Annotated in this window: 23 protein-coding genes; 16 read left to right on the top strand and 7 right to left on the bottom strand. The window is 53.0% G+C overall.

Annotated features, from left to right (window positions below; genetic code table 11):
* A partial coding sequence (locus tag AC6R0R_RS02685; RefSeq protein ID WP_500625620.1) for a DUF4124 domain-containing protein occupies positions 1–530 on the bottom strand: 530 nt, incomplete at its 3' end.
* Between the two features lie 142 nt (positions 531–672).
* Positions 673–2,082, bottom strand: coding sequence for a glutamate--ammonia ligase (gene glnA, locus AC6R0R_RS02680; protein ID WP_500625619.1), 1,410 nt, complete (start codon positions 2,080–2,082; stop codon positions 673–675).
* A gap of 542 nt (positions 2,083–2,624) precedes the next feature.
* Here glnA and typA point away from each other — a divergent pair.
* Entirely contained in the window at positions 2,625–4,454 is a 1,830-nt protein-coding gene (gene typA, locus AC6R0R_RS02675) for a translational GTPase TypA (RefSeq protein ID WP_487903085.1), read from the top strand.
* A 132-nt stretch (positions 4,455–4,586) separates the two neighbouring features.
* Here typA and AC6R0R_RS02670 read toward each other — a convergent pair whose 3' ends face one another.
* Positions 4,587–5,225 (bottom strand): DUF2959 domain-containing protein, encoded by a 639-nt coding sequence (locus tag AC6R0R_RS02670; RefSeq protein ID WP_487903084.1) that lies wholly within the window; start codon positions 5,223–5,225, stop codon positions 4,587–4,589.
* A 103-nt stretch (positions 5,226–5,328) separates the two neighbouring features.
* On the opposite strand from AC6R0R_RS02670, the gene AC6R0R_RS02665 reads away from it, so the two are divergent.
* Genes AC6R0R_RS02665 through AC6R0R_RS02655 form a run of 3 tightly spaced genes read left to right on the top strand, consistent with a single transcriptional unit; the run spans position 5,329 to position 7,637 of the window.
* Positions 5,329–6,270, top strand: coding sequence for a virulence factor BrkB family protein (locus AC6R0R_RS02665; protein ID WP_500625618.1), 942 nt, complete (start codon positions 5,329–5,331; stop codon positions 6,268–6,270).
* Positions 6,242–6,676 (top strand): D-aminoacyl-tRNA deacylase, encoded by a 435-nt coding sequence (gene dtd / locus AC6R0R_RS02660; RefSeq protein WP_500625617.1) that lies wholly within the window; start codon positions 6,242–6,244, stop codon positions 6,674–6,676. The genes AC6R0R_RS02665 and dtd overlap by 29 nt, the downstream gene beginning before the upstream one ends.
* A gap of 22 nt (positions 6,677–6,698) precedes the next feature.
* Positions 6,699–7,637, top strand: coding sequence for a bifunctional GNAT family N-acetyltransferase/hotdog fold thioesterase (locus AC6R0R_RS02655; RefSeq protein WP_500625616.1), 939 nt, complete (start codon positions 6,699–6,701; stop codon positions 7,635–7,637).
* A gap of 8 nt (positions 7,638–7,645) precedes the next feature.
* On the opposite strand, the gene AC6R0R_RS02650 is transcribed toward AC6R0R_RS02655, so the two are convergent.
* From AC6R0R_RS02650 to hslR, 4 genes are all read right to left on the bottom strand, one after another.
* Positions 7,646–9,589, bottom strand: coding sequence for an AsmA family protein (locus AC6R0R_RS02650; protein ID WP_500625615.1), 1,944 nt, complete (start codon positions 9,587–9,589; stop codon positions 7,646–7,648).
* 113 nt (positions 9,590–9,702) lie between these two features.
* Positions 9,703–11,331, bottom strand: coding sequence for a phosphoenolpyruvate carboxykinase (ATP) (gene pckA / locus AC6R0R_RS02645; protein WP_500625614.1), 1,629 nt, complete (start codon positions 11,329–11,331; stop codon positions 9,703–9,705).
* 338 nt (positions 11,332–11,669) lie between these two features.
* Positions 11,670–12,545: an Hsp33 family molecular chaperone HslO gene (gene hslO / locus AC6R0R_RS02640; RefSeq protein WP_500625613.1), complete on the bottom strand. Its 876-nt coding sequence runs from the start codon at positions 12,543–12,545 to the stop codon at positions 11,670–11,672.
* 45 nt (positions 12,546–12,590) lie between these two features.
* Positions 12,591–12,977: a ribosome-associated heat shock protein Hsp15 gene (gene hslR / locus AC6R0R_RS02635; RefSeq protein ID WP_500625612.1), complete on the bottom strand. Its 387-nt coding sequence runs from the start codon at positions 12,975–12,977 to the stop codon at positions 12,591–12,593.
* A gap of 375 nt (positions 12,978–13,352) precedes the next feature.
* On the opposite strand from hslR, the gene gspC reads away from it, so the two are divergent.
* From gspC to AC6R0R_RS02575, 12 genes are all read left to right on the top strand, one after another.
* A complete protein-coding gene (gspC, locus tag AC6R0R_RS02630; protein WP_500625622.1) occupies positions 13,353–14,225 on the top strand; it encodes a type II secretion system protein GspC in 873 nt (290 codons plus the stop codon).
* A gap of 87 nt (positions 14,226–14,312) precedes the next feature.
* A complete protein-coding gene (gene gspD, locus AC6R0R_RS02625) occupies positions 14,313–16,319 on the top strand; it encodes a type II secretion system secretin GspD (protein ID WP_500625611.1) in 2,007 nt (668 codons plus the stop codon).
* Positions 16,319–17,809 carry a type II secretion system ATPase GspE gene (gene gspE, locus AC6R0R_RS02620; RefSeq protein ID WP_500625610.1) on the top strand — a complete coding sequence of 497 codons (1,491 nt, stop codon included), beginning with the start codon at positions 16,319–16,321 and terminating at the stop codon, positions 17,807–17,809. The genes gspD and gspE overlap by 1 nt, the downstream gene beginning before the upstream one ends.
* Positions 17,809–19,032: a type II secretion system inner membrane protein GspF gene (gspF, locus tag AC6R0R_RS02615; protein ID WP_500625609.1), complete on the top strand. Its 1,224-nt coding sequence runs from the start codon at positions 17,809–17,811 to the stop codon at positions 19,030–19,032. The genes gspE and gspF overlap by 1 nt, the downstream gene beginning before the upstream one ends.
* A 23-nt stretch (positions 19,033–19,055) precedes the next feature.
* Positions 19,056–19,499 (top strand): type II secretion system major pseudopilin GspG, encoded by a 444-nt coding sequence (gene gspG / locus AC6R0R_RS02610; RefSeq protein ID WP_334554933.1) that lies wholly within the window; start codon positions 19,056–19,058, stop codon positions 19,497–19,499.
* Entirely contained in the window at positions 19,499–20,089 is a 591-nt protein-coding gene (locus AC6R0R_RS02605) for a prepilin-type N-terminal cleavage/methylation domain-containing protein (RefSeq protein ID WP_500625608.1), read from the top strand. The genes gspG and AC6R0R_RS02605 overlap by 1 nt, the downstream gene beginning before the upstream one ends.
* Before the next feature lie 16 nt (positions 20,090–20,105).
* Positions 20,106–20,486, top strand: a complete 381-nt coding sequence (gene gspI / locus AC6R0R_RS02600; protein ID WP_500625621.1) for a type II secretion system minor pseudopilin GspI — start codon at positions 20,106–20,108, stop codon at positions 20,484–20,486.
* Positions 20,473–21,126 (top strand): type II secretion system minor pseudopilin GspJ, encoded by a 654-nt coding sequence (gene gspJ / locus AC6R0R_RS02595; RefSeq protein ID WP_500625607.1) that lies wholly within the window; start codon positions 20,473–20,475, stop codon positions 21,124–21,126. The genes gspI and gspJ overlap by 14 nt, the downstream gene beginning before the upstream one ends.
* On the top strand, positions 21,113–22,138 hold the full coding sequence (gene gspK / locus AC6R0R_RS02590; protein WP_334554925.1) for a type II secretion system minor pseudopilin GspK: 1,026 nt from the start codon (positions 21,113–21,115) through the stop codon (positions 22,136–22,138). Before gspJ ends, gspK begins: the two co-directional genes overlap by 14 nt.
* Positions 22,098–23,339 (top strand): type II secretion system protein GspL, encoded by a 1,242-nt coding sequence (gene gspL / locus AC6R0R_RS02585; RefSeq protein WP_500625606.1) that lies wholly within the window; start codon positions 22,098–22,100, stop codon positions 23,337–23,339. The genes gspK and gspL overlap by 41 nt, the downstream gene beginning before the upstream one ends.
* Positions 23,340–23,347: 8 nt before the next feature.
* Positions 23,348–23,875 carry a type II secretion system protein M gene (locus tag AC6R0R_RS02580; RefSeq protein ID WP_500625605.1) on the top strand — a complete coding sequence of 176 codons (528 nt, stop codon included), beginning with the start codon at positions 23,348–23,350 and terminating at the stop codon, positions 23,873–23,875.
* Positions 23,876–23,879: 4 nt separating this feature from the next.
* The coding region (locus AC6R0R_RS02575; protein ID WP_500625604.1) for a type II secretion system protein N at positions 23,880–24,585 on the top strand (706 nt) is incomplete at its 3' end.

The raw sequence follows: 24,585 nt of genomic DNA, 5'->3' as shown, positions 1-24,585 counted from the left end.
GCTTGAATAATAAAAGAGTGTGAGCCTCTGTCCACATTAGTCAAAGACCAGTTTGGGCGGTGTGTTGGCGCATCGAAGGGTTGACCGTTCATCAACAGTTGAAACTGCTCGCCAATCGCCAGTTTTCGGTTGGCTTCGCCTTGAATCGTCAAACGGCCGCTGTTGCTGCGCACGGCTTGATCGTCACTGGGTGAGATAATCGTTACTTGCAAAGGTGTATTCACTTGCAAAGAGGTAGCGGCGTGCTCCGAAGGGGCGCTTGTGGCCTCTTGGCTGCGCGCGTCTGCTTGTGCGTTTGAATGGTCTGTGCTTGGCACTGGCTCGGCGGCATCAAATTCCGGTTGGGGCGGCGGGGAGTCGACGTCAGGCAAGGTTAAAGCGCTCGCCCGCTCATGACCGGGTGAATCACTGAAGTGGCGTACGCCCTCATCATCGACCCAAGTGTAGACGGTCTGCGCGTGACAAAGCGGCAGGCTTACAAAGGATAGACTCAGTAAAGTGAACGCAGTGAAAGGGGCTAGAGGTTTCATACTTAAGCTCTCACGTTGACAGTGTGAACCCATAGTAGTCAAGAGTGGCAAAGTGCACAGATAAAAAAAGCTCGCCTGCGAGGCGAGCCTTAGAATTATGTAACGTGACGAAACGTCGCGACTAGATTTTTTATAGCGAGACTTATACTGAGTAGTAAAGTTCGAATTCTAGTGGGTGCGTTGTCATGTTCACTTTCTCTACATCTTGCGCTTTTAGGCCGATGTAAGAGTCGATGAAGTCGTCAGAGAATACACCACCTGCTGTCAAGAATTCACGGTCTGCATCCAGCTCTTCTAGTGCGTCTTTCAGTGAGTAGGCAACAGTTGGGATTTCTGCTGCTTCTTCAGCTGGTAGATCGTACAAGTCTTTGTCCATCGCTTCGCCTGGGTGGATCTTGTTCTTGATACCGTCAAGACCCGCCATCAGCATTGCTGCGAAACATAGGTATGGGTTCGCTGCTGGGTCACCGAAGCGTACTTCGATACGACGCGCTTTAGGGCTTGGTACCACAGGGATACGGATTGATGCTGAGCGGTTACGCGCTGAGTAAGCGAGCATAACAGGTGCTTCAAAGCCTGGGACAAGACGCTTGTATGAGTTAGTTGACGGGTTAGCAAATGCGTTGATTGCGCGAGCGTGCTTGATGATACCGCCAATGTAGTAAAGCGCAGTTTCAGATAGACCGCCGTACTTGTCGCCAGCAAATAGGTTCACACCATCTTTCGCTAGAGATTGGTGAACGTGCATACCACTACCGTTGTCACCCACTAGTGGCTTAGGCATGAAGGTCGCTGTTTTACCAAATGCGTGAGCAACGTTGTGTACAACGTACTTGTAGATTTGGATTTCGTCAGCTTTGTTTGTCAATGTGTTGAAACGAGTTGCGATTTCGTTTTGACCCGCTGTCGCCACTTCGTGGTGGTGCGCTTCAACAACCAAACCCATCTCTTCCATGATCAAACACATGGCGCTACGGATGTCTTGAGAAGAGTCAACTGGCGCAACTGGGAAGTAACCGCCTTTCACACCAGGACGGTGGCCTTTGTTGCCTTCTTCGTAATCAGAACCTGTGTTCCAAGACGCTTCTACATCGTCGATTTTGTAGAATGAGCCTGACATGTCAGTCGCAAATTTTACGTCATCAAACAGGAAGAATTCTGGCTCAGGACCGATAAGCACTGTGTCAGCAATACCTGTTGAACGCATGAAGTCTTCCGCGCGTTTTGCGATAGAGCGTGGGTCGCGATCGTAGCCCTGCATGGTTGCAGGCTCTAGGATGTCACAACGAATGTTCAGAGTCGCATCTTCGGTAAATGGGTCAAGTACAGCGCTTGTTGCGTCTGGCATCATCACCATGTCTGACTCGTTGATGCCTTTCCAGCCAGCAACAGAAGAACCGTCAAACATTTTGCCTTCTTCGAAGAAGTCCGCATCAATTTGGTGAGCCGGGATAGAGATGTGTTGCTCTTTACCCTTTGTATCTGTGAAACGTAGGTCAACGAACTTAACTTCGTTCTCTTGGATCAGCGATAGAACATTTTCTACTGACATCTTGGAAAACCTCCAGTGTTGATAAAGCGTGAATGACTCGATTTGGAAAAATCCAGCATTGATTAATTCCGTGTCGCTTGATTAACCGATGCTGATCCAAACTAAGCCAAAATCATGCCAAAAAAATTAATCCATTAATTTCAATTAATTAGCGGACGGGGCTTAAGTTTGGTGCACGTTGTTGCACCAAAATGATCTGGTAGTGCATTGTTTTGGTGCAATTTCATTTTTATGCACCAATATGACTCAAGACCGAACACCATTCAGCCTAGATTTTGCTCAATTGTCAATCCGCATTTTTCACCTAATCTGCAGTGTGCGTCGGTACGTCAGGCCGTATTGGAATGCCTGCGAGAAAAAACGGAAAATAAAGGTGAAAAGAGCCGAAGCAGATCACATATTTCTGGGTTTTTTGCGAAAATCTGGTACATTATGGCCGTTTTTTTAATCAAGTAAGCACGCGGTTTGATAGGTAATAGGGCAATGGCCCTTATTCACCTAAGATAAACGGCGTGTTTCTCATATTCGAGTGAATCAAATCCATGGCTACTCCACAGATTGATAATTTAAGAAATATCGCGATCATCGCGCACGTTGACCACGGTAAAACCACGCTGGTTGACAAACTGCTCCAGCAATCAGGCACGCTTGAGTCTCGCGGTGAAGCGGAAGAGCGAGTCATGGACTCGAACGACATCGAGAAAGAGCGCGGCATCACCATTTTGGCGAAAAACACCGCCATCAACTGGAATGACTACCGCATCAACATCGTTGATACCCCAGGACACGCGGACTTCGGTGGTGAAGTAGAACGTATCATGTCGATGGTAGACTCAGTGCTACTGATCGTTGACGCGGTAGACGGCCCAATGCCGCAAACCCGTTTCGTAACGCAAAAAGCCTTCGCACATGGCCTAAAACCTATCGTTGTCATCAACAAGATTGACCGCCCTGGTGCTCGTCCTGATTGGGTTATGGATCAAGTGTTCGATCTATTTGACAACCTAGGCGCGACCGACGAACAGCTAGACTTTAAAGTGGTCTACGCGTCAGCACTGAACGGCTGGGCTACGCTGGAAGAAGGCGCAACAGGCGAGAACATGGAACCTCTATTCCAAACCATCGTTGATGTGGTTGATGCGCCAAATGTTGACCTTGATGGTCCACTGCAGATGCAGGTTTCTCAGCTAGACTACAGCTCTTACGTGGGTGTTATCGGTGTAGCTCGTGTGACTCGTGGTAGCGTAAAAGCGAACCAACAAGTGACGATCATCGGTGCAGACGGTAAAACGCGCAACGGTAAAGTTGGCACAGTCATGGGTTACCTTGGCCTAGAGCGTCACGAAGTGGAGCAAGCGAACGCGGGTGATATCATCGCCATCACAGGTCTGGGTGAGCTTAAAATCTCTGACACCATCTGTGCACAAAATGCAGTAGAAGCGCTACCACCACTGTCTGTTGATGAGCCAACAGTAACCATGACGTTCCAAGTCAACACGTCTCCATTCGCGGGCAAAGAGGGTAAGTTCGTGACGTCACGTAACATCCTTGAGCGTCTAGAGAAAGAACTGGTCCACAACGTAGCACTACGCGTTGAGCAAACTGACGATCCAGACAAATTCCGCGTATCAGGCCGTGGTGAGCTTCACCTCTCTATCCTGATTGAAAACATGCGTCGTGAAGGCTTTGAGCTTGCGGTATCGCGTCCTGAAGTTATCATCAAAGAAGAGAATGGTCAGCTATTGGAACCATTCGAGACGGTAACGATCGACGTGATGGAAGAGCACCAAGGCGGCATCATGGAGAACATCGGCCTACGTAAAGGTGAGCTGAAAGACATGTCTCCAGATGGTAAAGGCCGCGTTCGTATGGACTTCGAAATGCCATCTCGTGGTCTAATTGGTTTCCAAACCGAATTTATGACGCTAACGTCGGGTTCTGGTCTTCTTTACCATACGTTTGATCGCTACGCGCCACACAAAGGCGGTAACATCGGTCAACGTGTCAACGGTGTACTGATTGCTAACGCGATGGGTAAAGCGCTGACTAACGCGCTGTTCAACCTTCAAGAGCGTGGTCGCCTATTTATCGGTCACGGTGTGGAAGTGTACGAAGGCATGGTGATTGGTATTCACAGCCGTGACAACGACCTAACCGTTAACGCACTGAAAGGTAAGCAGCTTACCAACGTTCGTGCATCGGGTACCGATGACGCGCAGGTTCTTACACCGCCAATCAAGATGACGCTTGAGCAAGCGCTAGAGTTCATCGATGATGACGAGCTAGTCGAAGTAACGCCGGAAAGCATCCGTATTCGTAAGAAGTTCCTAACGGAAAGCGACCGTAAGCGTGCGTCTCGCGCAGCGAAGTAATCGCCTTAAAGCATAACGCGTTTAAAAAGCCCCGAGTCTGAGACTCGGGGCTTTTTTTTGTTTTGGGAGATGCCCTAGGAGGGAGATGCCTTGGGCAGAAATATTGTTTGGAGAGAAAGAGATAATAGGGCTCTATTGCTGCAAAGTTTGTAAGAACTTATCGGATTCGCTGATCGCCTCGTTCATTTGCGCGATGGCAAACTGAATCTCTTTCTCTAGGTTAGTAAATTCGCCCTGCAATGAACCGATCGCGCTGGCGTTGAGGTTGTGTTTGAGATAGAGCGTATTGTCACGCAGCGTGTTGAGTACCGGGGTCATCTTGCTCTCTGCGCGTTTCATCGCCTTGAGCATAGTTTGGTAAGAGGCTTTGGTCTCACGCAGCTTTTTTTCGCTAGAGCGGCGCAGCGTCGCGCTGGTGTAGAGATCCAGCTCCTCTTGCCACTCATCAAACAGCGCCTCGGAAACATCTTCAATCGCGGCAATGCGCGCGGCTACCTCTTCGGCCGCCTCTTCACTGGCTTGGTACTTGTCGTTGATTTGCTCGTAGACGCTTTCAAGCTCACCGCCATCAAATTGCGTCAGTACCGAGAGCGCTTCAAGCGCACTGCTGAACTCTTGTTGCGCCTCTTGCTGTGACGTTTTGGCGTCTTCAACCCGATCGATCATGATATCGCGTTTGTGATAGCCTACTTGCTCCATCGCTGAATAGTAGGTGGATTGACAGCCAACCAAGGTCAGCAGAGAGAGCATAAGGGTGAGTAACTGCGGCATAGTGAATTCCTTTTCTGACCGAACACGCGCGTGAGAAGTTTGGCTTATTGCCCCACGGCGCGCACGTTTAGGGTTATACTGTTAATCCTGATAAAGTCATAGGATGACTGAGGAAACAAGGAGATACAAGTTGAAATTGGAGCCTGTCATCAAGCTGGCTGCGCTGTTTGTGCGCTACCTCGCTGCGCGCATTGACCACGACCGCGTCAGTGTGAATGCGGGGTATTTGGCCTACATTACGCTGCTGTCGATCGTGCCCATGTTGACGGTGCTGCTGTCCATTTTGTCCTCGTTTGCGGTATTTGAGAATGCAGGCGAGGTGATTCAAGACTTTGTCATTACCCATTTTGTCCCTGCGGCGGGCGATGCGGTGAAAAATGCGCTGCTGCAATTTGTTACCAATACGGGCAAGATGACGGCGATCGGCAGTGCGTTCTTATTTGTCGCGGCGCTGATGCTGATCTCCAACATCGATAAGAATCTCAATTACATCTGGAGGGTGCGCAAAAAGCGCCGTTTGGTGTTCTCCTTTTCGATGTACTGGATGGTGCTCACACTCGGCCCTATCCTAGTTGGGGCAAGTATCGCCGCGACCTCTTACGTCACCTCGCTAAACATTCTTGAGCATGAAACCTTGTCGAGTATCTACACCTTGATGCTGCGCTGGTTGCCGTTTTTGTTGTCCTTTTTCGCCTTTATTGGTCTATATATGTTGGTGCCCAATAAAAAGGTCCGGTTTACCCACGCGGTGATCGGCGCGATTGTTGCGGCGCTGCTGTTTGAGGCGAGCAAAAAAGGCTTTGCCCTCTACATTACTCAGTTTCCTTCCTATCAGTTAATTTATGGCGCGCTGGCCGCGATTCCGATTTTGTTCGTTTGGGTCTATTTGTGCTGGCTGATTGTGTTGATTGGCGCAGAAGTGACCGCTTCTCTTGGTGAGCGGGAGAAGTGGAGCCAGACGTTAGCCGTGGTACACTCACGCCCAGATGAGACAGCACAACAAGAAGGAAAAGAGAGTGATAGCGCTGATTCAAAGAGTGAGTGAAGCGGCCGTTCGCGTCGATGGCGATGTCGTGGGTGAGATTGAACATGGCTTATTGGTCCTGCTTGGGGTCGAAAAAGACGACGACGAAGCCAAAGCCAAGCGCTTGATGGAGCGCGTCACCGCTTATCGCGTGTTCAGCGATGAGGAGGGGAAAATGAACCTCAACGTCCAGCAAGTGGGTGGTAAGCTGTTGGTCGTCTCGCAGTTCACCTTACCCGCAGACACCAAAAAGGGCACGCGAGCGGGCTTTTCTCGCGGCGCGGCGCCACAGGATGCCGAGCGCCTCTATAATTATTTCTCCGATCTGTGTGAGCAAGTACTGCCCACAGAGCGAGGACGCTTTGCCGCAGATATGAAAGTCTCTTTGGTCAACGATGGCCCTGTGACCTTCTGGCTCCAAGCGTAAATACACAGACACAAGGATAGATATGTTTAAGCTAATCACGCCAAAGACGGATAACCAGCTCAACAAGTATTATCATTTTCGTTGGCAAATGCTCAGAGAGCCGTGGCGGATGCCAATCGGATCTGAACGCGATGAGTTTGATCCGCTGAGCCACCATCGTATGATTGTTGATGGCCGTGGCCGACCGATGGCGATTGGGCGCTTATACATTACCTCAGACAACGAAGGTCAGATCCGCTTTATGGCGGTCAAAGGCAATCGTCGTAGCAAAGGTATGGGGTCACTGGTGTTGGTCGCGCTCGAGTCGCTCGCTCGTCAAGAAGGCGCCAAGCGCTTGGTGTGTAACGCCCGTGAGGACGCGATCGATTTCTATGAGAAAAACGGCTTTGAGCGCCGTGGTGAGTTGACGGATGAGCGTGGCCCCGTGCGCCATCAGCAAATGGTCAAGCCGCTCGATCCCATGGCAAATGTTCTGCGTAAACCCGAATGGTGCACTGAGCTGCAAGAGCGCTGGGAGCATCAAATCCCGATCAGCGACAAAATGGGCATTAAGATCAACCAGTACACGGGCTATCAATTTGAGTGTGTCTCTCAGCTCAATCCTAATCTCAACCCGCACAACACCTTGTTTGCTGGCTCCGCCTTTACGTTGGCGACCCTGACCGGCTGGGGCATGACTTGGCTGTTGATGAAAGAGCGCAATTTGCGCGGCGACATCGTACTCGCTGACAGCCAAATTCGCTATCGCCACCCTGTGGTGCAAAACCCGGTGGCGTCGACCTCTCTAGATGGCATCAGCGGCGATTTGGACCGCTTAGCGCAAGGGCGCAAAGCGCGCATTGTCATCCATGTCACCATCTACAGTGGCGATGTGGCGGCGGTGGAGTTTATCGGTACTTACATGCTGCTGCCTGACTATCGCGCCATGCTGGGCGAGGCAGGGCGCGAACTGGCCGTTTAACCCGCTGCTTAAGGGCAGCGGTCGAAGATTTGGGTAGTCTGACTGAACACTTCCGACCAAAGGTGCTGACAGCCAGATTCGCTTTTAATCAGCAAGGTGGCAAAGCGTGGTTTGGTCAAATCGATGTGACCGGCCACACTGGGAGAGTCAAAGGGCGCACTCAGTTCAATGCGGCCGCGATCAACGTGGCTGACGAGCGGCTCACTGGGCAACGCGAGCTGATACTGCTGCTCCCCATCACTGCTGTGTGCTTCCAAGGTGGCTTGATGCATGGCCAATGTCACTTTGCCCGACACGCTGTGCGCCAGCATGCTGTAATCGCCCGCTAATCCTGACAGCTCGGCGCTGAGTTCGGCAAATCCGCTCAAGGTAAAAGGCAGCCAGCGCCCAAGCCAGCTTTGCTCTAGGGGTACGCCATCGCCGTGCAGAGTGAGCGACCAAGGGCGGCTGATGGTGCGTCTATCGAGGTGACCGCTTGCATCAATATAGCCCGTTGCTAACGGCGCAAAAAAGCGATCCAGATAGACGATACCTTGCTCCACGCGCGCATTGAGCACCGCTTGTGTCGTCAGCAGCTTGTCGTAACTGGCGTTGTTGGCGCTCATCTCAAGCTCCCCCGCAAAGAGTCCAAGCTGGTGGTTTTGAATCAAGGTCAGTGCTTTGCCTCGAACATTGAGGCCACTGAGCTGCCAATAGGGTGCTTTCTCGACTTGGATGACCTGGCCATTGTTGATGTGCAATTGTTCGATAGAGAGCGTGTCGAGGGTGGAGTGCGAACGCTCAAACCCGTTCAGCAGGCTTTGCGTATCCTCCAACCATTTGATGTTATTAAGTTTGACCTCATCGAGCGCCACGTGCGTTGGGCTGACCTTACCGCGCAGCTGCACCCGCCCCTGTTTGAAATCCGCATCCCACTCTTGAACATTGAGCTCACCTTGACTGAAGGTGATTTTGGTCAGTGGCGAGAGCAATGCCAGCTCGCCATTGTGGATTCGATCGGCGCTAAGCGATAGGTAGCCATTGTCTTGTTGCCACAGCGATTGGGTGAGGTCGAGGTTTTCCAGCGAGGCATCGAGATTGTCCAATTGCCAATCTTGATAGCGCAAGGTTGCGCCAAGGATATCCAAGCTGTTGATGTGGACAATCGGCAGCGTCACAGCGGCGAGACTGCGGCGCAGGCGCTCAATGTTGAGCGGCTGATTTTGGTTTTGATGGGTTAACGTCACATTGACCAGTGACCAGCCGTGCGGATATTGCTCCGCCTGGCCTGACAGCTGCGCGTTATTCCAGTCAAACGAGGCACCGTAGACGGTGCTGTTTTGTGCGCGATAGCGACCATCAATCAGTAGGTTATTCAATGCTTCGCCGTGAATGTAGAGCTGCTTCGCCGCCAGTTGAATGTCGCCGAATGGCACTGTTTGCGTATCGGATTGCCAACTTGGCGCCTGAATTTGCAGATCCACATCGCGTGCTGACCAGTGGGCGCCGCTCAAATCGACATGCTTCAACGCCAGTTGCTGGGTATGAATGGGCAGAGGAGAACGCGTTGTATCGCGCAGCGGGTTCAGCCAATCGCGCAGTTGTGTGACATCCAAGCGAGCTTCTTCTATCAAAACGGAGTCGAAGGCGAGTTTGCCCTCCTTCCACGGCCACTGGCTGAGCCATAGGGTGAGCTTGGGCAACTGGAGCGTGGGGTGGTTATGGTCTGCATCGCTAGAGAGGGAATCGGGCTGTACAGCGGCAAGGTGCAGGGAGACTTGATCCATCTCAAACTGGTAAGGCGCTGTGTAATGCAGTGACCCAATCTCGATCTGATACGGCGTCAAGGACTCAAGCAGTTGCTTGACGACTTGCGGCGCTTTGGCCGTGTGCAACGCAGCAAACAGCGCACCGATAGTCATCATCGCCATCAGCAGTATTGAGATCATTAACCACTTGAGTGTTTTCTTCACAGTCCAGTCCGTTGGGGTCACCTTGTGTTTAGAGTGAAACATTTTGCTTCAACAGGCAATCAAAAAGCCCCTCAAATGAGGGGCTTGGCGACAGTTAACGGTGAAGGGTCACGTTATTTGAGTTGTGGCCCTGCCGCAACCAGTGATTGACCTTCAGCGTTGTCGGTGTACTTATCAAAGTTGTTGATAAAGCGCTCGGCCAAATCGTTGGCTTTGCTTTCCCACTGCAATGGATCAACGTAGGTATCACGGGGATCCAAAATCGCAGGGTCGACACCCGGTAGAGAAGTCGGCACTTCGAGGTTGAAGATTGGAATGTGCTTCGTTTCTGCCTGTTCAATCGAACCATCTAAAATGGCGTCGATGATGCCGCGCGTATCTTGGATAGAGATACGTTTACCACTGCCATTCCAGCCGGTATTGACGAGGTAGGCTTCAGCCCCCGCCGCTTCCATACGTTTGACCAACACTTCGGCATACTTGGTTGGGTGAAGCGTGAGGAACGCAGCACCAAAACAGGCAGAGAAGGTCGGCGTTGGCTCCGTAATGCCACGCTCTGTACCCGCAAGTTTGGCGGTAAAGCCAGACAAGAAGTGGTACTTGGTTTGCTCCGGCGTCAATTTAGACACAGGAGGCAGCACGCCGAAGGCATCCGCAGAGAGGAAGATCACTTTGTTCGCATGACCACCCTTAGACACCGGTTTAACGATGTTGTCGATGTGCTCGATAGGGTAAGAAACGCGCGTGTTTTCAGTCTTCGAACCGTCATCAAAATCGATGGAGCCGTCATTGCGTACCGTGACATTTTCCAACAAGGCATCACGACGGATGGCGTGGTAAATATCTGGCTCGGCTTCTTTCGATAGTTTGATGGTTTTGGCGTAGCAGCCGCCTTCGAAGTTGAACACGCCATCGTCATCCCAGCCGTGCTCGTCGTCACCGATCAGGGCACGTTTTGGATCGGTGGATAGTGTGGTTTTACCTGTACCAGAGAGACCAAAGAAAATCGCCACATCGCCTTCTTTACCCATATTGGCACTGCAGTGCATAGACGCGATGCCTTTCAATGGTAAGAAGTAGTTCATCATGGCGAACATGCCTTTCTTCATTTCACCGCCGTACCAGGTACCGCCGATCAACTGCATGCGCTCGGTGAGGTTGAATACGGTGAAGTTCTCTGAGTTGAGGCCGTGCTCTTGCCATTTATCGTTGGTGCACTTCGCGCCGTTCATGACGACAAAGTCGGGCTCAAACGTTGCCAACTCTTCTTCGCTTGGGCGAATGAACATGTTCTTCACGAAATGGGCTTGCCACGCCACTTCAGTGATGACGCGAATACTGAGGCGCGTATCAGGGTTGGCGCCGCAGTAGCCATCAATCACAAACACGCGTTTGCCAGATAGCTGATGGGTGACCAAGTCTTTGAGGTCGTTCCAGACCGCTTGATCGATAGGTTTGTTGTCGTTTTTCACCGCGTCGGATGTCCACCACATGTGCTCTTCGGTGGTGGCGTCTTTCACGATGTATTTATCTTTTGGTGAGCGGCCGGTAAAAATCCCGGTATCAACAGCGACTGCGCCGAGTTCGGTGACTACGCCTTTTTCGTAGCCTTCCAGATCCGCGCGAGTTTCTTCTGCGAACAACATTTCGTAACTGGGGTTGCGTACCACCTCTTTTACGTTGTGAAGTCCGTGCTTGGTAAGATCAAGTGTTGCAGCCTTTGTATGTTCCATAACGGTCATAGGTGCTCCTTATAGGAATATTTTTGTAGGGATTTTGTCAATATTTTTTTATTTATCTGCTCACCATGCTAGCAATGGGCTTGCTCGAAAACAGGGATATAGCTCAAAGATTAACCGTAATTTTCGTGGGGTTTTAAGCGACTCATCACATATTGGCGCGATCAGTGTATAGTGTGCGCAAAGCATTGCGCTAGAGCGCAAGGGATTATTAATTGCTTAAAATTAAGAGGTTAGTTTATTACGGCTGAAGCGAGTGATTACGGCCATTGGATCACAAAAAGGCCGACATAGAGTCGGCCTTTTGATAGAAAAATTACACGCTTGCTGCGTTATGAAAATTAATGCAGCGTGGAATTGCCATTTGAGGCTTGTGAGAACAGTTCGGCGACTTCGAATTCATCAAACGAATAATTCGTGCCGCAGTAATCACAATGTAAAGAAATTGAACCGGCTTCGGCCAAAATGTCGTTTACTTCCGCACGGTCGAGCGTAATGATCGCCGCGCCGCTGCGTTCACGCGAGCAGCCACAATGGAACGCAACAGGTTGCGGATCAAACAGGCGGACTTTCTCTTGGTTGTATAGACGGTATAGCAACTCGTTAGCTTCAAGTGAGAACAACTCTTCATCTTTGACGGTATTGGTGAGCTGCTCTAAGTGCTCAAAGTCATCGGCGCTGCCGGTGCCATCGGGCATCACTTGGATCAACATGCCAGCGGCTTTCGGCGTCCCTTCATATTCACCGGTGCGAATCCATAGGCGCGTTTTCAACTGCTCAGAGTTAGCAAAGTAGCCTTCGAGGATTTCGGCTAAGGTGTCGCCTTCCAGGGCAACGATGCCTTGGTAACGTTCGCCTTGTTTCGGATCGATGGTGATCACCAAGTAGCCTTTACCCATCATATCGTGGATGCTGGCATCATCGGCAATGTCGCCCTCAAAGCGCGCCACACCGCGGATTTTCTGTTTGTTGTCACCGTTAATCACCGCGAGAGAGACCGGGCCATCCCCTTGCAGTTGCAGTGTAATGGACCCTTCAAACTTCAGCGTAGCGGTGAGAAGAGTGGTTGATACAAGCAGCTCACCCAGTAGCTTTTGAATAGCGACCGGGTATTCCTTGCTGGAAATGATGCGTTGGTAGGCTTCGTCCAGTTGTACCAACTCGCCACGTACTGATAGTTCTTCAAATAAGTAGCGATTCAAAACATTGCTTGCCATGTGGCGATTCCTCGTAAATTTTTGCCTTGCTGGTGCGGGTAGACATTATTGATGTTTAAATTTGATGATGTCGCGACGCTGCTTTTTATCCGGGCGACGATCTGGGCTTGGGTTGTGAGCATGAAGCTTACGACGCAAGGCATTGTCTTCGCGCTTGGCGATACTTTCTGTGGTTTCACTGTATAGAGTTTGCGCTTCAGGTGCGCCGCGGCGTTGATCGGAAATCTTCTCGATCACCACGGTTTTCTCTTCCGTACCTTGGCGCAGAGTGATGACAGCACCAAGTTCCACCGCTTTACTCGGCTTACTGCGCTGGCCATTATAGTGAACTTTGCCACCATCGACCATGTTTCGTGCAATCGAGCGTGTTTTGTAAAATCGAGCCGCCCAGAGCCATTTATCCAGCCTGACGACATTTGTTTGGGAACCCATTGTGGTTTTTACTCTCTAATAAGCGTGCATGAGAGCCATCGTCTCTTTCTTGTCTCTTTATCGAGGTGAAAGAGGCCAAAAAAGGTGACCTCATATACGAAAAACATCGAAGTGGGATGCCGATGACCTGGTCACGGCATAACCGATTCGTTAACAATGGTGATGGAGATCCGATTTTTCAAGCAAATCGGCAAATTTTCGTTCGTTCAGAGCGCGCCCAGTGGCATTGATAGTGAGCTCATAGCAAACTTTGATACAATGAGACCCGTTTTAACTCCCTGCATAGAGTCGTTTTTCCCGAATGTCAGGACTCCTAGGCGCAGACAATAAGGAAATTGAGTGGAATTTTCGGCAACTCGGCTGTCGCAACTCGGCATGTCGCTCAAAAACAGTCAGGTTCAAGCAAAAGTCAGTCGCGGGCTAACCGTTGTGCTCTTGATGGTGTGCGCTTGGCTGGCGGGCGAGCTGATCTGGTGGATGGTGGACTCGCCGAGTGTGGTATCACGCTCTATTCGCGCCAGTGGTGAGGTTATCCGAGCGGCGCCAGAGCGCTTAAACCTCTCCTCTCTGCAAAATAGCCACCTGTTTGGCCGCTACACCCAAGAGACCCCAACCGAGGCGGCGCCGATTCAAGAAGCGCCCAAAAGTCGTCTCAATTTGGTGCTGGTGGGCGCGGTGGTCAGCTCCAACAGCGAGAAGAGCTTGGCAGTCATCGCCAACAAGGGCCAGCAAGAGACGGTCGGCATCGGTGAAGCCATCCAAGGTACGCGCGCCAAGTTGGTCCAAGTCCACAGCGATCGCGTCATCATTGACAACGCGGGGCGCAATGAAACCATCATGCTGCAAGGCATCGACTACTCTGCGCAGTCGGCGCCTTCTTCCTCTTCATCGAAAGGGTCATCTTCTTCCTCATCATCGAGCCATCGAGTGGACATCTCCCCTGATACCTTAGAGCGTATCCGAGAAGAGATACGTCAAGACGCCAAACAGGTGTTTCAGTACGTGCGCATGTCGCAAATTAAAGAAGGTGATGATGTGGTGGGTTACCGCCTTTCTCCGGGTAAAGACCGAGAATTGTTTGATGAGGTGGGTTTGCAAAATGGCGATATCGCGGTGCAGATCAATGGCCTCGACCTAAAGGACGCTGCGGCAATGACACAGGTGTTCAACGCCTTGTCTGAGTTAACGGAATTGACGCTCACCGTAGAGCGAGAAGGCCAACCTTATGAGATTTATATTGAATTATAAGACTTGCCCAGTGGCGCGAGTCACAAGGAGAATAATGTGAAGCAGTGGCTTGAGAACGTTTTTTGTAGGCGCTTTTTTTGTGGGGACATGAGAATTAAGCGCAGTGCTTGGCTGTTAGCAGCAAGCTTGTTAGCCCCACTGGTGAGCGCTAATGATTTCAGCGCCAGCTTTAAGGGCACGGACATTCAAGAGTTCATTAACATTGTGGGTCGAAACTTAGAAAAGACCATTATCGTGGATCCAGCGGTACGCGGCAAAGTCGATGTGCGCAGCTACGACATGTTGACCGAAGAGCAGTACTACCGCTTTTTCCTCAATGTGCTCGAAGTGTATGGCTTTGCCGTGGTGGAGATGGAGAATGGCGTACTCAAAGTCATTCGTTCAAAAGACGCCAAAACCTCGGCCATTCCTGTGGTGGGTGATGGCAGCGTGCAAGGCGACGCCGTGGTCACTCGCGTAGTGGCTGTGCGTAATGTCTCGGTGCGCGAGCTCTCGCCACTGCTAAGACAGCTCAATGACAACGCCGGTGCCGGTAACGTGGTGCACTACGACCCTGCCAACATCATTTTGATCACCGGACGCGCCGCCGTGGTTAACCGCTTGGCGGACATCATCAAACGCGTCGACCAGGCGGGCGACAAAGAGATCGAAGTGGTGGATTTAGCCAACGCTTCTGCCGCAGAGATGGTGCGTATTGTCGATGCGCTGAATAAAAGCGCCGATAAAAACACCCCAGCGTTTTTGGAGCCAAAGTTGGTGGCAGACGATCGCACCAACTCGATTTTGATCTCCGGCGATCCGCAAGTGCGTGAACGCCTGCGCCGATTGATCAAGCAGCTTGACGTGGAAATGGCGTCGAAAGGCAACAACCGCGTGGTCTACCTCAAATACGCCAAAGCCGATGAAATGGTTGAGGTGCTCAAAGGCGTGTCGGCCAACCTGCAAGCGGAGAAAAACGCTGGCAGCAACAGCAATTCTCAGCGCAATGACGTGATGATCGCAGCCCACCCGGGTACCAACGCGCTCGTGCTCACCGCGCCGCCCGATATCATGAACGCGTTGCAAGAGGTGATCTCACAGCTGGATATTCGCCGCGCGCAAGTTCTGATTGAAGCACTGATTGTTGAAATGGCAGAGGGCGATGGCATCAACCTTGGTGTGCAATGGGGATCGTTGGAAACCGGCTCTGTCATCCAGTACGGAAATACAGGGGCTGGTATCGGTGAAGTGATGGTCGGGTTGGAGGAAGCAAAAGATACCACCACCACCACAGCAGTATATGACTCAGATGGCGACTTTTTGCGTAATGAGACCACTACGGAAGAAGGCGACTATTCTACGCTGGCCTCGGCGCTCGCTGGCGTCAATGGCGCAGCGCTCAGTGTCGTAATGGGTGACTGGACGGCGCTGATCAGCGCGGTATCGACTGACTCCAACTCCAATATTCTCTCCTCACCGAGCATTACCGTTATGGATAACGGCGAGGCCTCGTTTATTGTCGGTGAAGAGGTGCCGGTGTTAACGGGCTCTACGGCCGGTTCGAACAACGATAACCCATTTCAAACCGTCGACCGTAAAGAGGTCGGCATCAAACTCAAAGTGGTGCCGCAGATTAACGAAGGCAACTCAGTGCAGCTCAATATTGAGCAAGAGGTGTCAAACGTGCTTGGTGCCAATGGCGCGGTGGATGTGCGGTTTGCCAAGCGCCAGCTCAACACCTCTGTAATGGTCGAAGACGGTCAGATGATTGTCCTCGGCGGTTTGATTGATGAGCGCGCGCTAGAGAGCGAATCGAAAGTACCGCTGCTGGGCGACATTCCCTATCTTGGCCATCTGTTCAAATCGACCAGTACCCAAGTGGAGAAAAAGAACCTGATGGTGTTCATCAAACCGACCATCATTCGTGATGGCATGACGGCCGATGGTATCACGCAGCGTAAATATAACTTCATCCGCGCCGAGCAGCTTTATAAAGCGGACCAAGGTCTTAAGCTCATGGACGATGCGCACATTCCTGTGCTGCCAAAATTTGGGGATGAGATCCGCCATCCGGTGGAAATCCAAGCCTTCCTTGACCAAATGGATGTGCAGTAATGGAGAGACCGTCCGTTCGTCGCCTGCCGTTTAGTTTTGCCAAGCGTTTCAGCTTGGTGTTGGAAACCGCGCAGACCGAGTCACCTGGCTTGGTGCTCTATTATGTTGAACCGCTCGCGGTAGACGCTTTGCTTGAAGTGAATCGCGTTGTCGGCGAGCCGTTTGGCATGCAAGCGGTCAGCAGCAGTGAGTTTGAACAGCGTTTGACCCGCGCCTACCAGCGCGACTCGTCGGAAGCGCGCCAGTTGATGGAAGACATTGGTGCGGACAGTGACGATCTCTTCTCTCTGGCCGAAGAGTTGCCGCAGGATGAAGACTTACTGGAGTCAGAAGACGACGCGCCGATCATCAAGCTCATCAACGCCATGCTGGGTGAGGCAATCAAAGAGGGCGCGTCGGATATCCACATCGAAACCTTTGAGAAAAGTTTAGCGATCCGTTTTCGTGTCGATGGTGTGTTGCGTGATGTGTTGTCACCCAGTCGCAAACTTGCGCCCCTTCTGGTCTCGCGGGTTAAAGTGATGGCGCGGCTCGACATCGCGGAAAAACGCGTGCCCCAAGATGGGCGAATTTCTCTGCGTATCGGTGGTCGCGCGGTCGATGTGCGTGTCTCGACTATGCCATCGTCGCACGGCGAGCGCGTGGTGATGCGTCTTTTGGACAAAAACGCCACGCGATTGGATCTGCACAGCCTTGGCATGACCAAGGCCAATCACGATGATTTCCGCCAGCTCATTGGTCGCCCGCACGGCATCATTTTGGTCACCGGTCCAACGGGCTCAGGTAAATCGACCACCTTGTACGCCGGCTTAAGTGAAATCAACAGTAACGAGCGCAACATTCTGACAGTGGAAGATCCGATCGAATTTGATATCGACGGCATCGGCCAGACGCAGGTTAACCCGAGAGTGGATATGACGTTTGCGCGCGGCTTGCGCGCCATTTTGCGCCAAGACCCGGATGTGGTGATGGTCGGCGAAATTCGCGATCTCGAAACCGCGCAAATTGCCATTCAAGCTTCATTGACGGGCCACTTGGTGATGTCGACCTTACACACCAATACCGCCACAGGGGCGATTACGCGTCTGCGTGATATGGGCATTGAACCCTTTTTGATCTCCTCCTCGCTGCTTGGTGTGTTGGCTCAGCGTTTGGTGCGCACCCTGTGCCCATCGTGTAAAGCGCCCTATCAGGCTGACGCGCAAATCAAACAGTGGTTTGCGCTCGGCGAAGACGAGAACCTCACACTGCACAAAGCCGTTGGCTGTGAAGCGTGCAACTTTAAAGGCTATCGAGGCCGAACCGGGATCCATGAACTGCTGCGTGTCGATAACGAGGTGCAATCGCTCATCCATGATGACGCGGGCGAGCAAGCGATTGAGAAAGCCATTCGTGCCCGCACGCCAAGCATTCAACGCGATGGCCTTGAGAAAGTCAGACAAGGCATCACGACGCTTGAAGAGGTGTTGCGCGTGACCAAGGAAGCGTAATGGCGGCATTTGAATACAAAGCGTTAGACAGCAAAGGCAAAACCAAAACCGGCGTGCTCGAAGCCGATACAGCGCGCCAGTTGCGCTCGCGGCTAAAAGAGCAGGGTTTGGTGCCGATGGAGGTCAAAGAGACGCGGCAGAAAAACGCTAAGCAAGCCCATGCCGGGCGCAGCGGTTTTCGTCGTGGACTCAGCACCCCAGATTTAGCGCTGATCACCCGCCAGCTCGCCACCTTAGTGCAATCGGGCATGCCCCTTGAGGAGTGTTTGCGCGCCGTGTCTGAGCAATCAGAAAAAGCGCGCATTCGTTCGATGTTGCTCGCGGTGCGCTCCAAAGTGACCGAAGGGTACACCTTGGCCGACAGCTTGGCGGACTTTCCTCATGTGTTTGACGACCTGTTTCGCTCTATGGTCGCGGCAGGGGAGAAATCGGGTCATCTGGACTCCGTGTTAGAGCGCTTGGCGGATTACGCCGAAAATCGGCAGAAAATGCGCTCGAAACTGCAGCAAGCGCTGATCTACCCTGTGGTATTGGTGGTGTTTGCGATTGGTATTGTGGCGTTTTTGCTCGCGGCGGTGGTGCCGAAAATTGTCGGTCAGTTTGTCCAGATGGGCCAAACGCTGCCGCAATCGACCCAGTTTTTGCTCGCCTCAAGCGAGTTTGTTCAGAACTTTGGTCTCTACTTATTACTCGTGATTGTGGCGCTGGGCTACGTCATCAAACTGGCGTTAGCCAAGCCGAGCGTGCGTCTGGCTTATGATCGAAAACTGATTGGCCTGCCGATGATTGGCAAAATCAGCAAAGGGCTCAACACCTCGCGTTTTGCCCGCACATTATCGATTTGCACGTCGAGCGCGATCCCGATTTTGGATGGCATGAAGGTGGCGGTGGATGTGATGAGTAATCGCTACGTCAAGCAGCAAGTCACCCTTGCCGCCGATAGCGTGCGCGAAGGGGCAAGCCTGCGTCGTGCACTCGAGCAGACCAAACTGTTCCCACCTATGATGCTGCACATGATCGCCAGTGGTGAACAAAGTGGTCAGCTAGAAGGCATGCTGACGCGCGCCGCCGACAACCAAGACGCCAACTTTGAATCCATGGTGAATATTGCGCTGGGCATCTTTACCCCGGTATTGATTGCGCTGATGGCGGGGTTGGTGCTGTTTATCGTCATGGCGACGTTAATGCCCATTTTAGAAATGAATAATTTAATGGCGGGATGATCCCGCACTCGGAGAGAACAACAATGACAAACAGAATCAAAAAACAGTCAGGCTTTACGTTATTAGAAGTGATGGTCGTCGTGGTGATTTTGGGGATTTTAGCCAGCTTTGTGGTGCCTAACCTGTTAGGTAACAAAGAGAAGGCGGATCAACAAAAAGCGGTCACAGACATCGTCGCCTTGGAAAACGCACTCGACATGTACAAGCTTGATAATAGCGTCTACCCGACCACAGATCAGGGGCTAGAGGCGTTGGTCAGCAAGCCATCCAACCCGGAGCCGCGTAACTACCGTGAGGGTGGCTACATTCGCCGTTTGCCAAGCGATCCTTGGGGCAACGACTACCAATACCTAAGCCCAGGTGACAACGGCAATATCGATATCTTTACCTTGGGCGCCGATGGCCAAGAGGGCGGTGAAGGCATCAATGCCGACATTGGTAACTGGAATATCCAAGACTTTCAATAATGCGTCAACGCGCTCGCGGCTTTACCTTACTTGAAGTCTTGCTGGTGGTGGTGATCGCCGCGCTGGCATCGGCGGCGGTGGTCTCCACCTTGGTCAGTCGCAGCAGTGATGAGGCAAAAAAGCACGCCAGCGCAGCGTTTCATCGCCTGCAACTCCTCAACGAAGAGGCGATGCTGGCGGGGAAAGATTACGGTTTGTGGGTCGATGAAAAGCGCGGCCGCTATCGTTTGGTAAGCTTAACCGCGAAGGGGTGGCAGCGTCTAGACGATAGCCAAATTCCGGCAGAGACGGAGCTTGGAGAAAACTTGGCACTCAAGCTAACGATGGGCGGCTCAGCGTGGCAGGACGAAGATCGCCTGTTTCGGCCCGGCAGCTTGTTTGATGACGACCGCTTTGCAGACCTTGAAGAGAAAGACGCACTACCGACGCCACAAGTCTTTATGATGTCGAGCGGTGAAGTGAGCCCGTTTGAGCTCGCGATTGCGCCCAAGGCGAGTAGTCGTCAGTGGTCACAAGAGACCGCATGGCGCGTGATCGCCAAAGAGAACGGCCAAATTGTGCTGCTGGCGCCGGGAGAGAGCGATGAGTAAACCACGCGCGATAATGATGACACGGCGATTTGCGGCTGCTCGCCACGCTACCGCGCGCGGTTTTACCTTGCTGGAAGTGTTGGTCGCGCTCGCCATTTTTGCGACGGCGGCGATCGCCACGGTGCGCTCGGTCAGTCAGCACATCAATACCTTAAGTTACATCGAGGAAAAGACGTTCGCCGCCATGGTCGCCGACAACCAAATGGCCAAAGTACATTTAGCGGGCGTTAAGCCCAGCGCGCAAAAAGGCACCGCTCAGTTAGCGGGGCGCCAATGGCAGTGGCAGGTGGTGCCAGTGAGTACCAGCGGCGATCTGTTGGCGGCGTTTGATGTCAAAGTATCACTGGGCGCGCAAGCCGCGCCGATCGTGGTGGTGAGAAGCTATGTGGCGCTCTAGACAAGTAAGCCGGACACAAGGTTTTACCTTGATTGAGGTCTTAGTCGTGATGGCGATCTTTGCCAGTTTGAGCGTCGCGGCCTATCAAGTGCTCAATCAGGTGCAGCGCAGCAATGCGCTCTCAGAGCAGCGCAGTGCGCGCTTGGGGGAATTGCAGCGTAGCCTTGTCTATCTCGACAATGATTTTCGCCAAATGGCGCTGCGCCAAACGCGCTCCGGCGGCGATTCGCCTTCATCTACCCTGATCGCTTGGCAAGATAACTTGCTCGACAGTGATGAAAAAGGGGTGATGTTCGCGCGCCTGGGTTGGTTTAACCCGCAGCAGCAGTTTCCGCGCGGCGAGGTGACTAAAGTGGGTTATCGCATCCAAGATGGCGTATTACAACGAATTTGGTGGCGATACCCAGATACGCCCACCGGGCAGGCGGGCATCGTGATGCCACTGCTCGATAAGGTCGAGCAGTTTGATTTACGCTTTTTTGATGGCAGTGAGTGGCAACGTGAATGGCGTGCCAGTAACCAGCTGCCGAGTGCGGTGGCACTCACCTTAACGCTGGAAGATTATGGTGAGATAGAGCGCATTTATTTGACGGGTGGCGGCACATTGGCGGGCGTAGGAGAGAGCGATGAGAACGGCTAGCTCGCAGCGAGGCGTCGCACTGATTGTGATCTTACTGCTGTTGGCGGTGATGGTCAGCATTGCCGCCAGCATGGCGGACCGGCTCTTTTCTCAGTTTCGCCGCGCCAGCAGTCAGCTCGATTATCAGCAGGCGTATTGGTATAGCTTGAGTGCAGAGGCGCTTGCGCGGGCGGGCATTGAACAAAGCTACCAAGATAGCGACACGGTCAATCTCTCGCAGCCTTGGGCGATAGAAGAGCAAACCTATCCGCTCGATTTTGGCACGCTGCGCGGATCACTGACCGATGGGCAAGCGTGCTTGAACCTCAACGCGCTCTACGCGGTTGTGCAGACGGCCAACTCCAACGCCACGCCCTATTTGGTTGAGGTGCTGCAAACCTTGCTCGAATACCTAGAGGTGGAGAGTTATCAAGCGCAGGCGATCGCGGAGTCGGTGTGGGAGTTCATTGATGAAGACACCACGGTGAATACCTCTTCCGGTGTGGAAGACAGCTACTATGAGTCGATGTCGCCAGCCTACCTGACGGCCAACTCTTTACTGGCGGATGCCAGCGAGCTGCGTGCGATTCATCAAGTGAGCGCAGAGGTGATGACCAAGCTGCGCGGCCATGTGTGCGCGCTGCCGACCAGTGATTTTCGCCTCAACATTAATACGCTGGATGCGCGCCACAGCGCGCTGCTCGCGGCCATGTTGGCGCCCAACTTGAGTGTCGAACAAGCCAAGAACGTCATCGACAATCGCCCCTATGATGGTTGGCAATCGGTTGACGAATTTTATGCCGAGTCGGCGCTCTCTTCGGTCAGTGCTGATGTGAAAAGTCAGGCGAAAGGCTATTTGGATATTGATAGCCGCTATTTTGAAATGGATGCTGAACTGCTGGTCAACGACTCGCGCGTGCGAGTGCGAAGCCTGCTGTATAGTGAAAATCGTGAAACTGCAACGGTGATACGCCGTCGCTTTGGAGGTATCGGTGAACGAGAGTCTGATCGTTCGACTGAGTCACAACCCTAATGCCACTGTTCAATGGCTGGTCTGGTCTGCGAGCGAGCGCGCCGTGATCGCCAGTGGCGAACTCGCCAACTATTCCCTGCGTGATGCGTTAGCGCAATACGCCAAGGGGCGCGCGACGACAGTGCTGCTCTCTGCGGCCGATGTGGTGCTCAAGCAGGTTGAGATCCCGGCCGGCGCTGGGCGTCAATTTGAGTCTATGCTGCCTTATTTGCTTGAAGATGAGTTGGCGCAAGATGTCGATGAGCTGCATTTTGTTGTGTTGGCTAAACAAAGCAATCAAGCGCACGTGTGCGCCGCGCCGCGTGTTTGGCTGGCGAGCGTGCTCGATGATCTGCGTGAGCTTGGCTGCTCGGTGCGCAAAGTGCTGCCGGATGTATTGGCACTGCCGAAGGAGACGCCGCTGTGCGCCGCGCAAATTGGTGAGCAGTGGCTGATGAGTAAACCCGAGTGGCAAGGCGTCTCGGTAGAGGCGAGCTTTTTACCCTGGATTACGGCCTCTGATTGGGTCAAAGATAGCGCTGGCGAGCCTTTGGCGCTGACTGCGCTGACCCCACTGCCTGAGTCTGTGATTAAGGCGCATCCCGCTTGGCAAGATTGCGTTTGGGAAAACGAGGAGGGCAAGCTCGTGATGCAGGTACTCGCCGAGCACGCCTTACTCAGCCCAGTTAATCTATTAACCGGTGCATTCAAGCCTAAATCGTCACTCGGCAAATATTGGCGCGTCTGGCAAGGCAGTGCCATGGCCGCGATGCTGCTACTGGCGCTGATTTGCGTCGACAGTGTGCTGAAAACCGCGCGCTTTGAAACGCAAGCCGATGCGTATCGCAACGAGAGTGAGCGTCTGTTTCGTGAGGCACTACCGGGGCGCACGCGCATCCCGACCGTCAGCTATTTAAAACGGGAGATGGAGCGAGAAGCGGTGCAACTGTCTGGGGGCAGCAGTGAAACGGTTTGGTTAGAGTGGATGGTGCAACTGCCTGATGCGGTTAGCAAAGTGCCGGGTCTGAGCTTGACCAGTATCAAGTTTGATCGCAATCGCAAAGAAGTGCGCCTTGAAGCGCAAAGCGATGATTTCCAAAGTTTTGAGCGTGCCAAAGCGCAGCTTGAATCGCGTTTTAAGGTTGAGCAAGGGCAGCTCAGTCGCAGTGGCGAGCGTGTGAACGGCTCGTTTGTTTTAACGCTACGTGACGGCCAGTCGTAAGGAGAGTCATGAAAGCACGTTTTCAATCGAACCTTGCGCCGCTATTGGCGCCGCTTGGTACCAAGCTGAGCGCATGGTGGTCTGCCATTACCCCGCGTGAGCAGCGCCTGGTGATGGTATGCGCGGGCCTTGTGATAGCGGGCGGCCTGTACTGGGGCATGGTCGAACCTTTGACCACGCGCGCAGAGCAGGCAGAACTTAGGCTGCAAAGTGAAAAGCAGTTGCTGGGCTGGGTCGAAGATCAAGCCGAGACGATCGCGAGTTTGCGCGCCGCCGGTGGGCGCTCGGTATCCACCTTAGCGCTGAATCAGGCGGTCTCCTCAACGGCGAAGCGTTTCAACGTCGAGTTGGTGCGCGTTCAGCCACGCGGTGAAGAGCTACAAGTGTGGATAAGCCCAATGCCGTTTAACCAGTTCGTCAGTTGGATTGCCTTTTTGCAAGAGACCCACGGCGTGCACGTCACAGCGCTCGATCTCGATAGAGGCAAGCAAGAGGGCGTAGTAGACGTGCGCCGCTTACAGTTGGTAAAGGGGTAGAGGGATGAAAAAACGGCTTCTGCTCGGCGCAGGTTTACTCGGTGTATTTGGCTTGAGCGCGTTGGTGCACATGCCGGCATCGTTTGTTTATCACACCTTAGGCCAGTATGCCGCCATCCCAGCGCAGCTGCGTGTCGATGGCATTCAAGGCACCCTTTGGCAAGGGCGCGCGGCGCAAGTGCGTTGGCAGCGCTACGATTTGGGCGCAGTGAATTGGTCGCTTGATATCGGCGCGCTTTTCAGTGGCCGCTTACAAGCGCAAGTGCGCGTGGGCCAAGGCGGCGGCCTTGTCGTGGGCCGCGGCACACTGGGTCTCAATCGCCAAGGCGCATTCGCACAAAACGTGGTGGCCAGTCTCTCCGTTGAGAAAATCACACCTTGGCTACCTCGCCCACCCGTACCACTCGATGTGCAAGGGCAGGTGGAGTTCAATATCCAGCACTGGGATTATCAAGCGCCGTGGTGCCGCTCGGCGAAAGGCAGCGTGGTGCTCAATACTCAAGGCGTCGGCACGCCGATCGCCGAATTAACCACAGGCCCTGTTGTCGCGCCGTTTACTTGTCAAGACAGCGCGCTGAGCGTCGCAGGCAATCAGCAAAGCGATCAGGTCGAGAGCGCCTTCACGCTCGATCTTACCCCCGATCGCCGCTACCAAACCCGCGCCTGGTTCACACCGCAACCCAACTTCCCCCCAGCACTCCAAGAGCAGC

The organism is Vibrio sp. R12-SW3-ISO1, assembly GCF_059834005.1.
The sequence above is the reverse complement of the archived record's forward strand: the minus strand, read 5'-3'. Positions and strand labels throughout refer to the sequence as shown.

Excerpts from the sequence above, each read along its gene's own strand:
- glnA (WP_500625619.1), bottom strand. The coding sequence starts at position 2,082 with ATGTCAGTAGAAAATGTTCTATCGCTGATCCAAGAGAACGAAGTTAAG.
- typA (WP_487903085.1), top strand. The coding sequence starts at position 2,625 with ATGGCTACTCCACAGATTGATAATTTAAGAAATATCGCGATCATCGCG.
- AC6R0R_RS02670 (WP_487903084.1), bottom strand. The coding sequence starts at position 5,225 with ATGCCGCAGTTACTCACCCTTATGCTCTCTCTGCTGACCTTGGTTGGC.
- AC6R0R_RS02665 (WP_500625618.1), top strand. The coding sequence starts at position 5,329 with ATGACTGAGGAAACAAGGAGATACAAGTTGAAATTGGAGCCTGTCATC.
- AC6R0R_RS02655 (WP_500625616.1), top strand. The coding sequence starts at position 6,699 with ATGTTTAAGCTAATCACGCCAAAGACGGATAACCAGCTCAACAAGTAT.
- pckA (WP_500625614.1), bottom strand. The coding sequence starts at position 11,331 with ATGACCGTTATGGAACATACAAAGGCTGCAACACTTGATCTTACCAAG.
- hslO (WP_500625613.1), bottom strand. The coding sequence starts at position 12,545 with ATGGCAAGCAATGTTTTGAATCGCTACTTATTTGAAGAACTATCAGTA.
- hslR (WP_500625612.1), bottom strand. The coding sequence starts at position 12,977 with ATGGGTTCCCAAACAAATGTCGTCAGGCTGGATAAATGGCTCTGGGCG.
- gspC (WP_500625622.1), top strand. The coding sequence starts at position 13,353 with ATGTCGCTCAAAAACAGTCAGGTTCAAGCAAAAGTCAGTCGCGGGCTA.
- gspD (WP_500625611.1), top strand. The coding sequence starts at position 14,313 with ATGAGAATTAAGCGCAGTGCTTGGCTGTTAGCAGCAAGCTTGTTAGCC.
- gspE (WP_500625610.1), top strand. The coding sequence starts at position 16,319 with ATGGAGAGACCGTCCGTTCGTCGCCTGCCGTTTAGTTTTGCCAAGCGT.
- gspF (WP_500625609.1), top strand. The coding sequence starts at position 17,809 with ATGGCGGCATTTGAATACAAAGCGTTAGACAGCAAAGGCAAAACCAAA.
- gspG (WP_334554933.1), top strand. The coding sequence starts at position 19,056 with ATGACAAACAGAATCAAAAAACAGTCAGGCTTTACGTTATTAGAAGTG.
- AC6R0R_RS02605 (WP_500625608.1), top strand. The coding sequence starts at position 19,499 with ATGCGTCAACGCGCTCGCGGCTTTACCTTACTTGAAGTCTTGCTGGTG.
- gspI (WP_500625621.1), top strand. The coding sequence starts at position 20,106 with ATGACACGGCGATTTGCGGCTGCTCGCCACGCTACCGCGCGCGGTTTT.
- gspJ (WP_500625607.1), top strand. The coding sequence starts at position 20,473 with ATGTGGCGCTCTAGACAAGTAAGCCGGACACAAGGTTTTACCTTGATT.
- gspK (WP_334554925.1), top strand. The coding sequence starts at position 21,113 with ATGAGAACGGCTAGCTCGCAGCGAGGCGTCGCACTGATTGTGATCTTA.
- AC6R0R_RS02580 (WP_500625605.1), top strand. The coding sequence starts at position 23,348 with ATGAAAGCACGTTTTCAATCGAACCTTGCGCCGCTATTGGCGCCGCTT.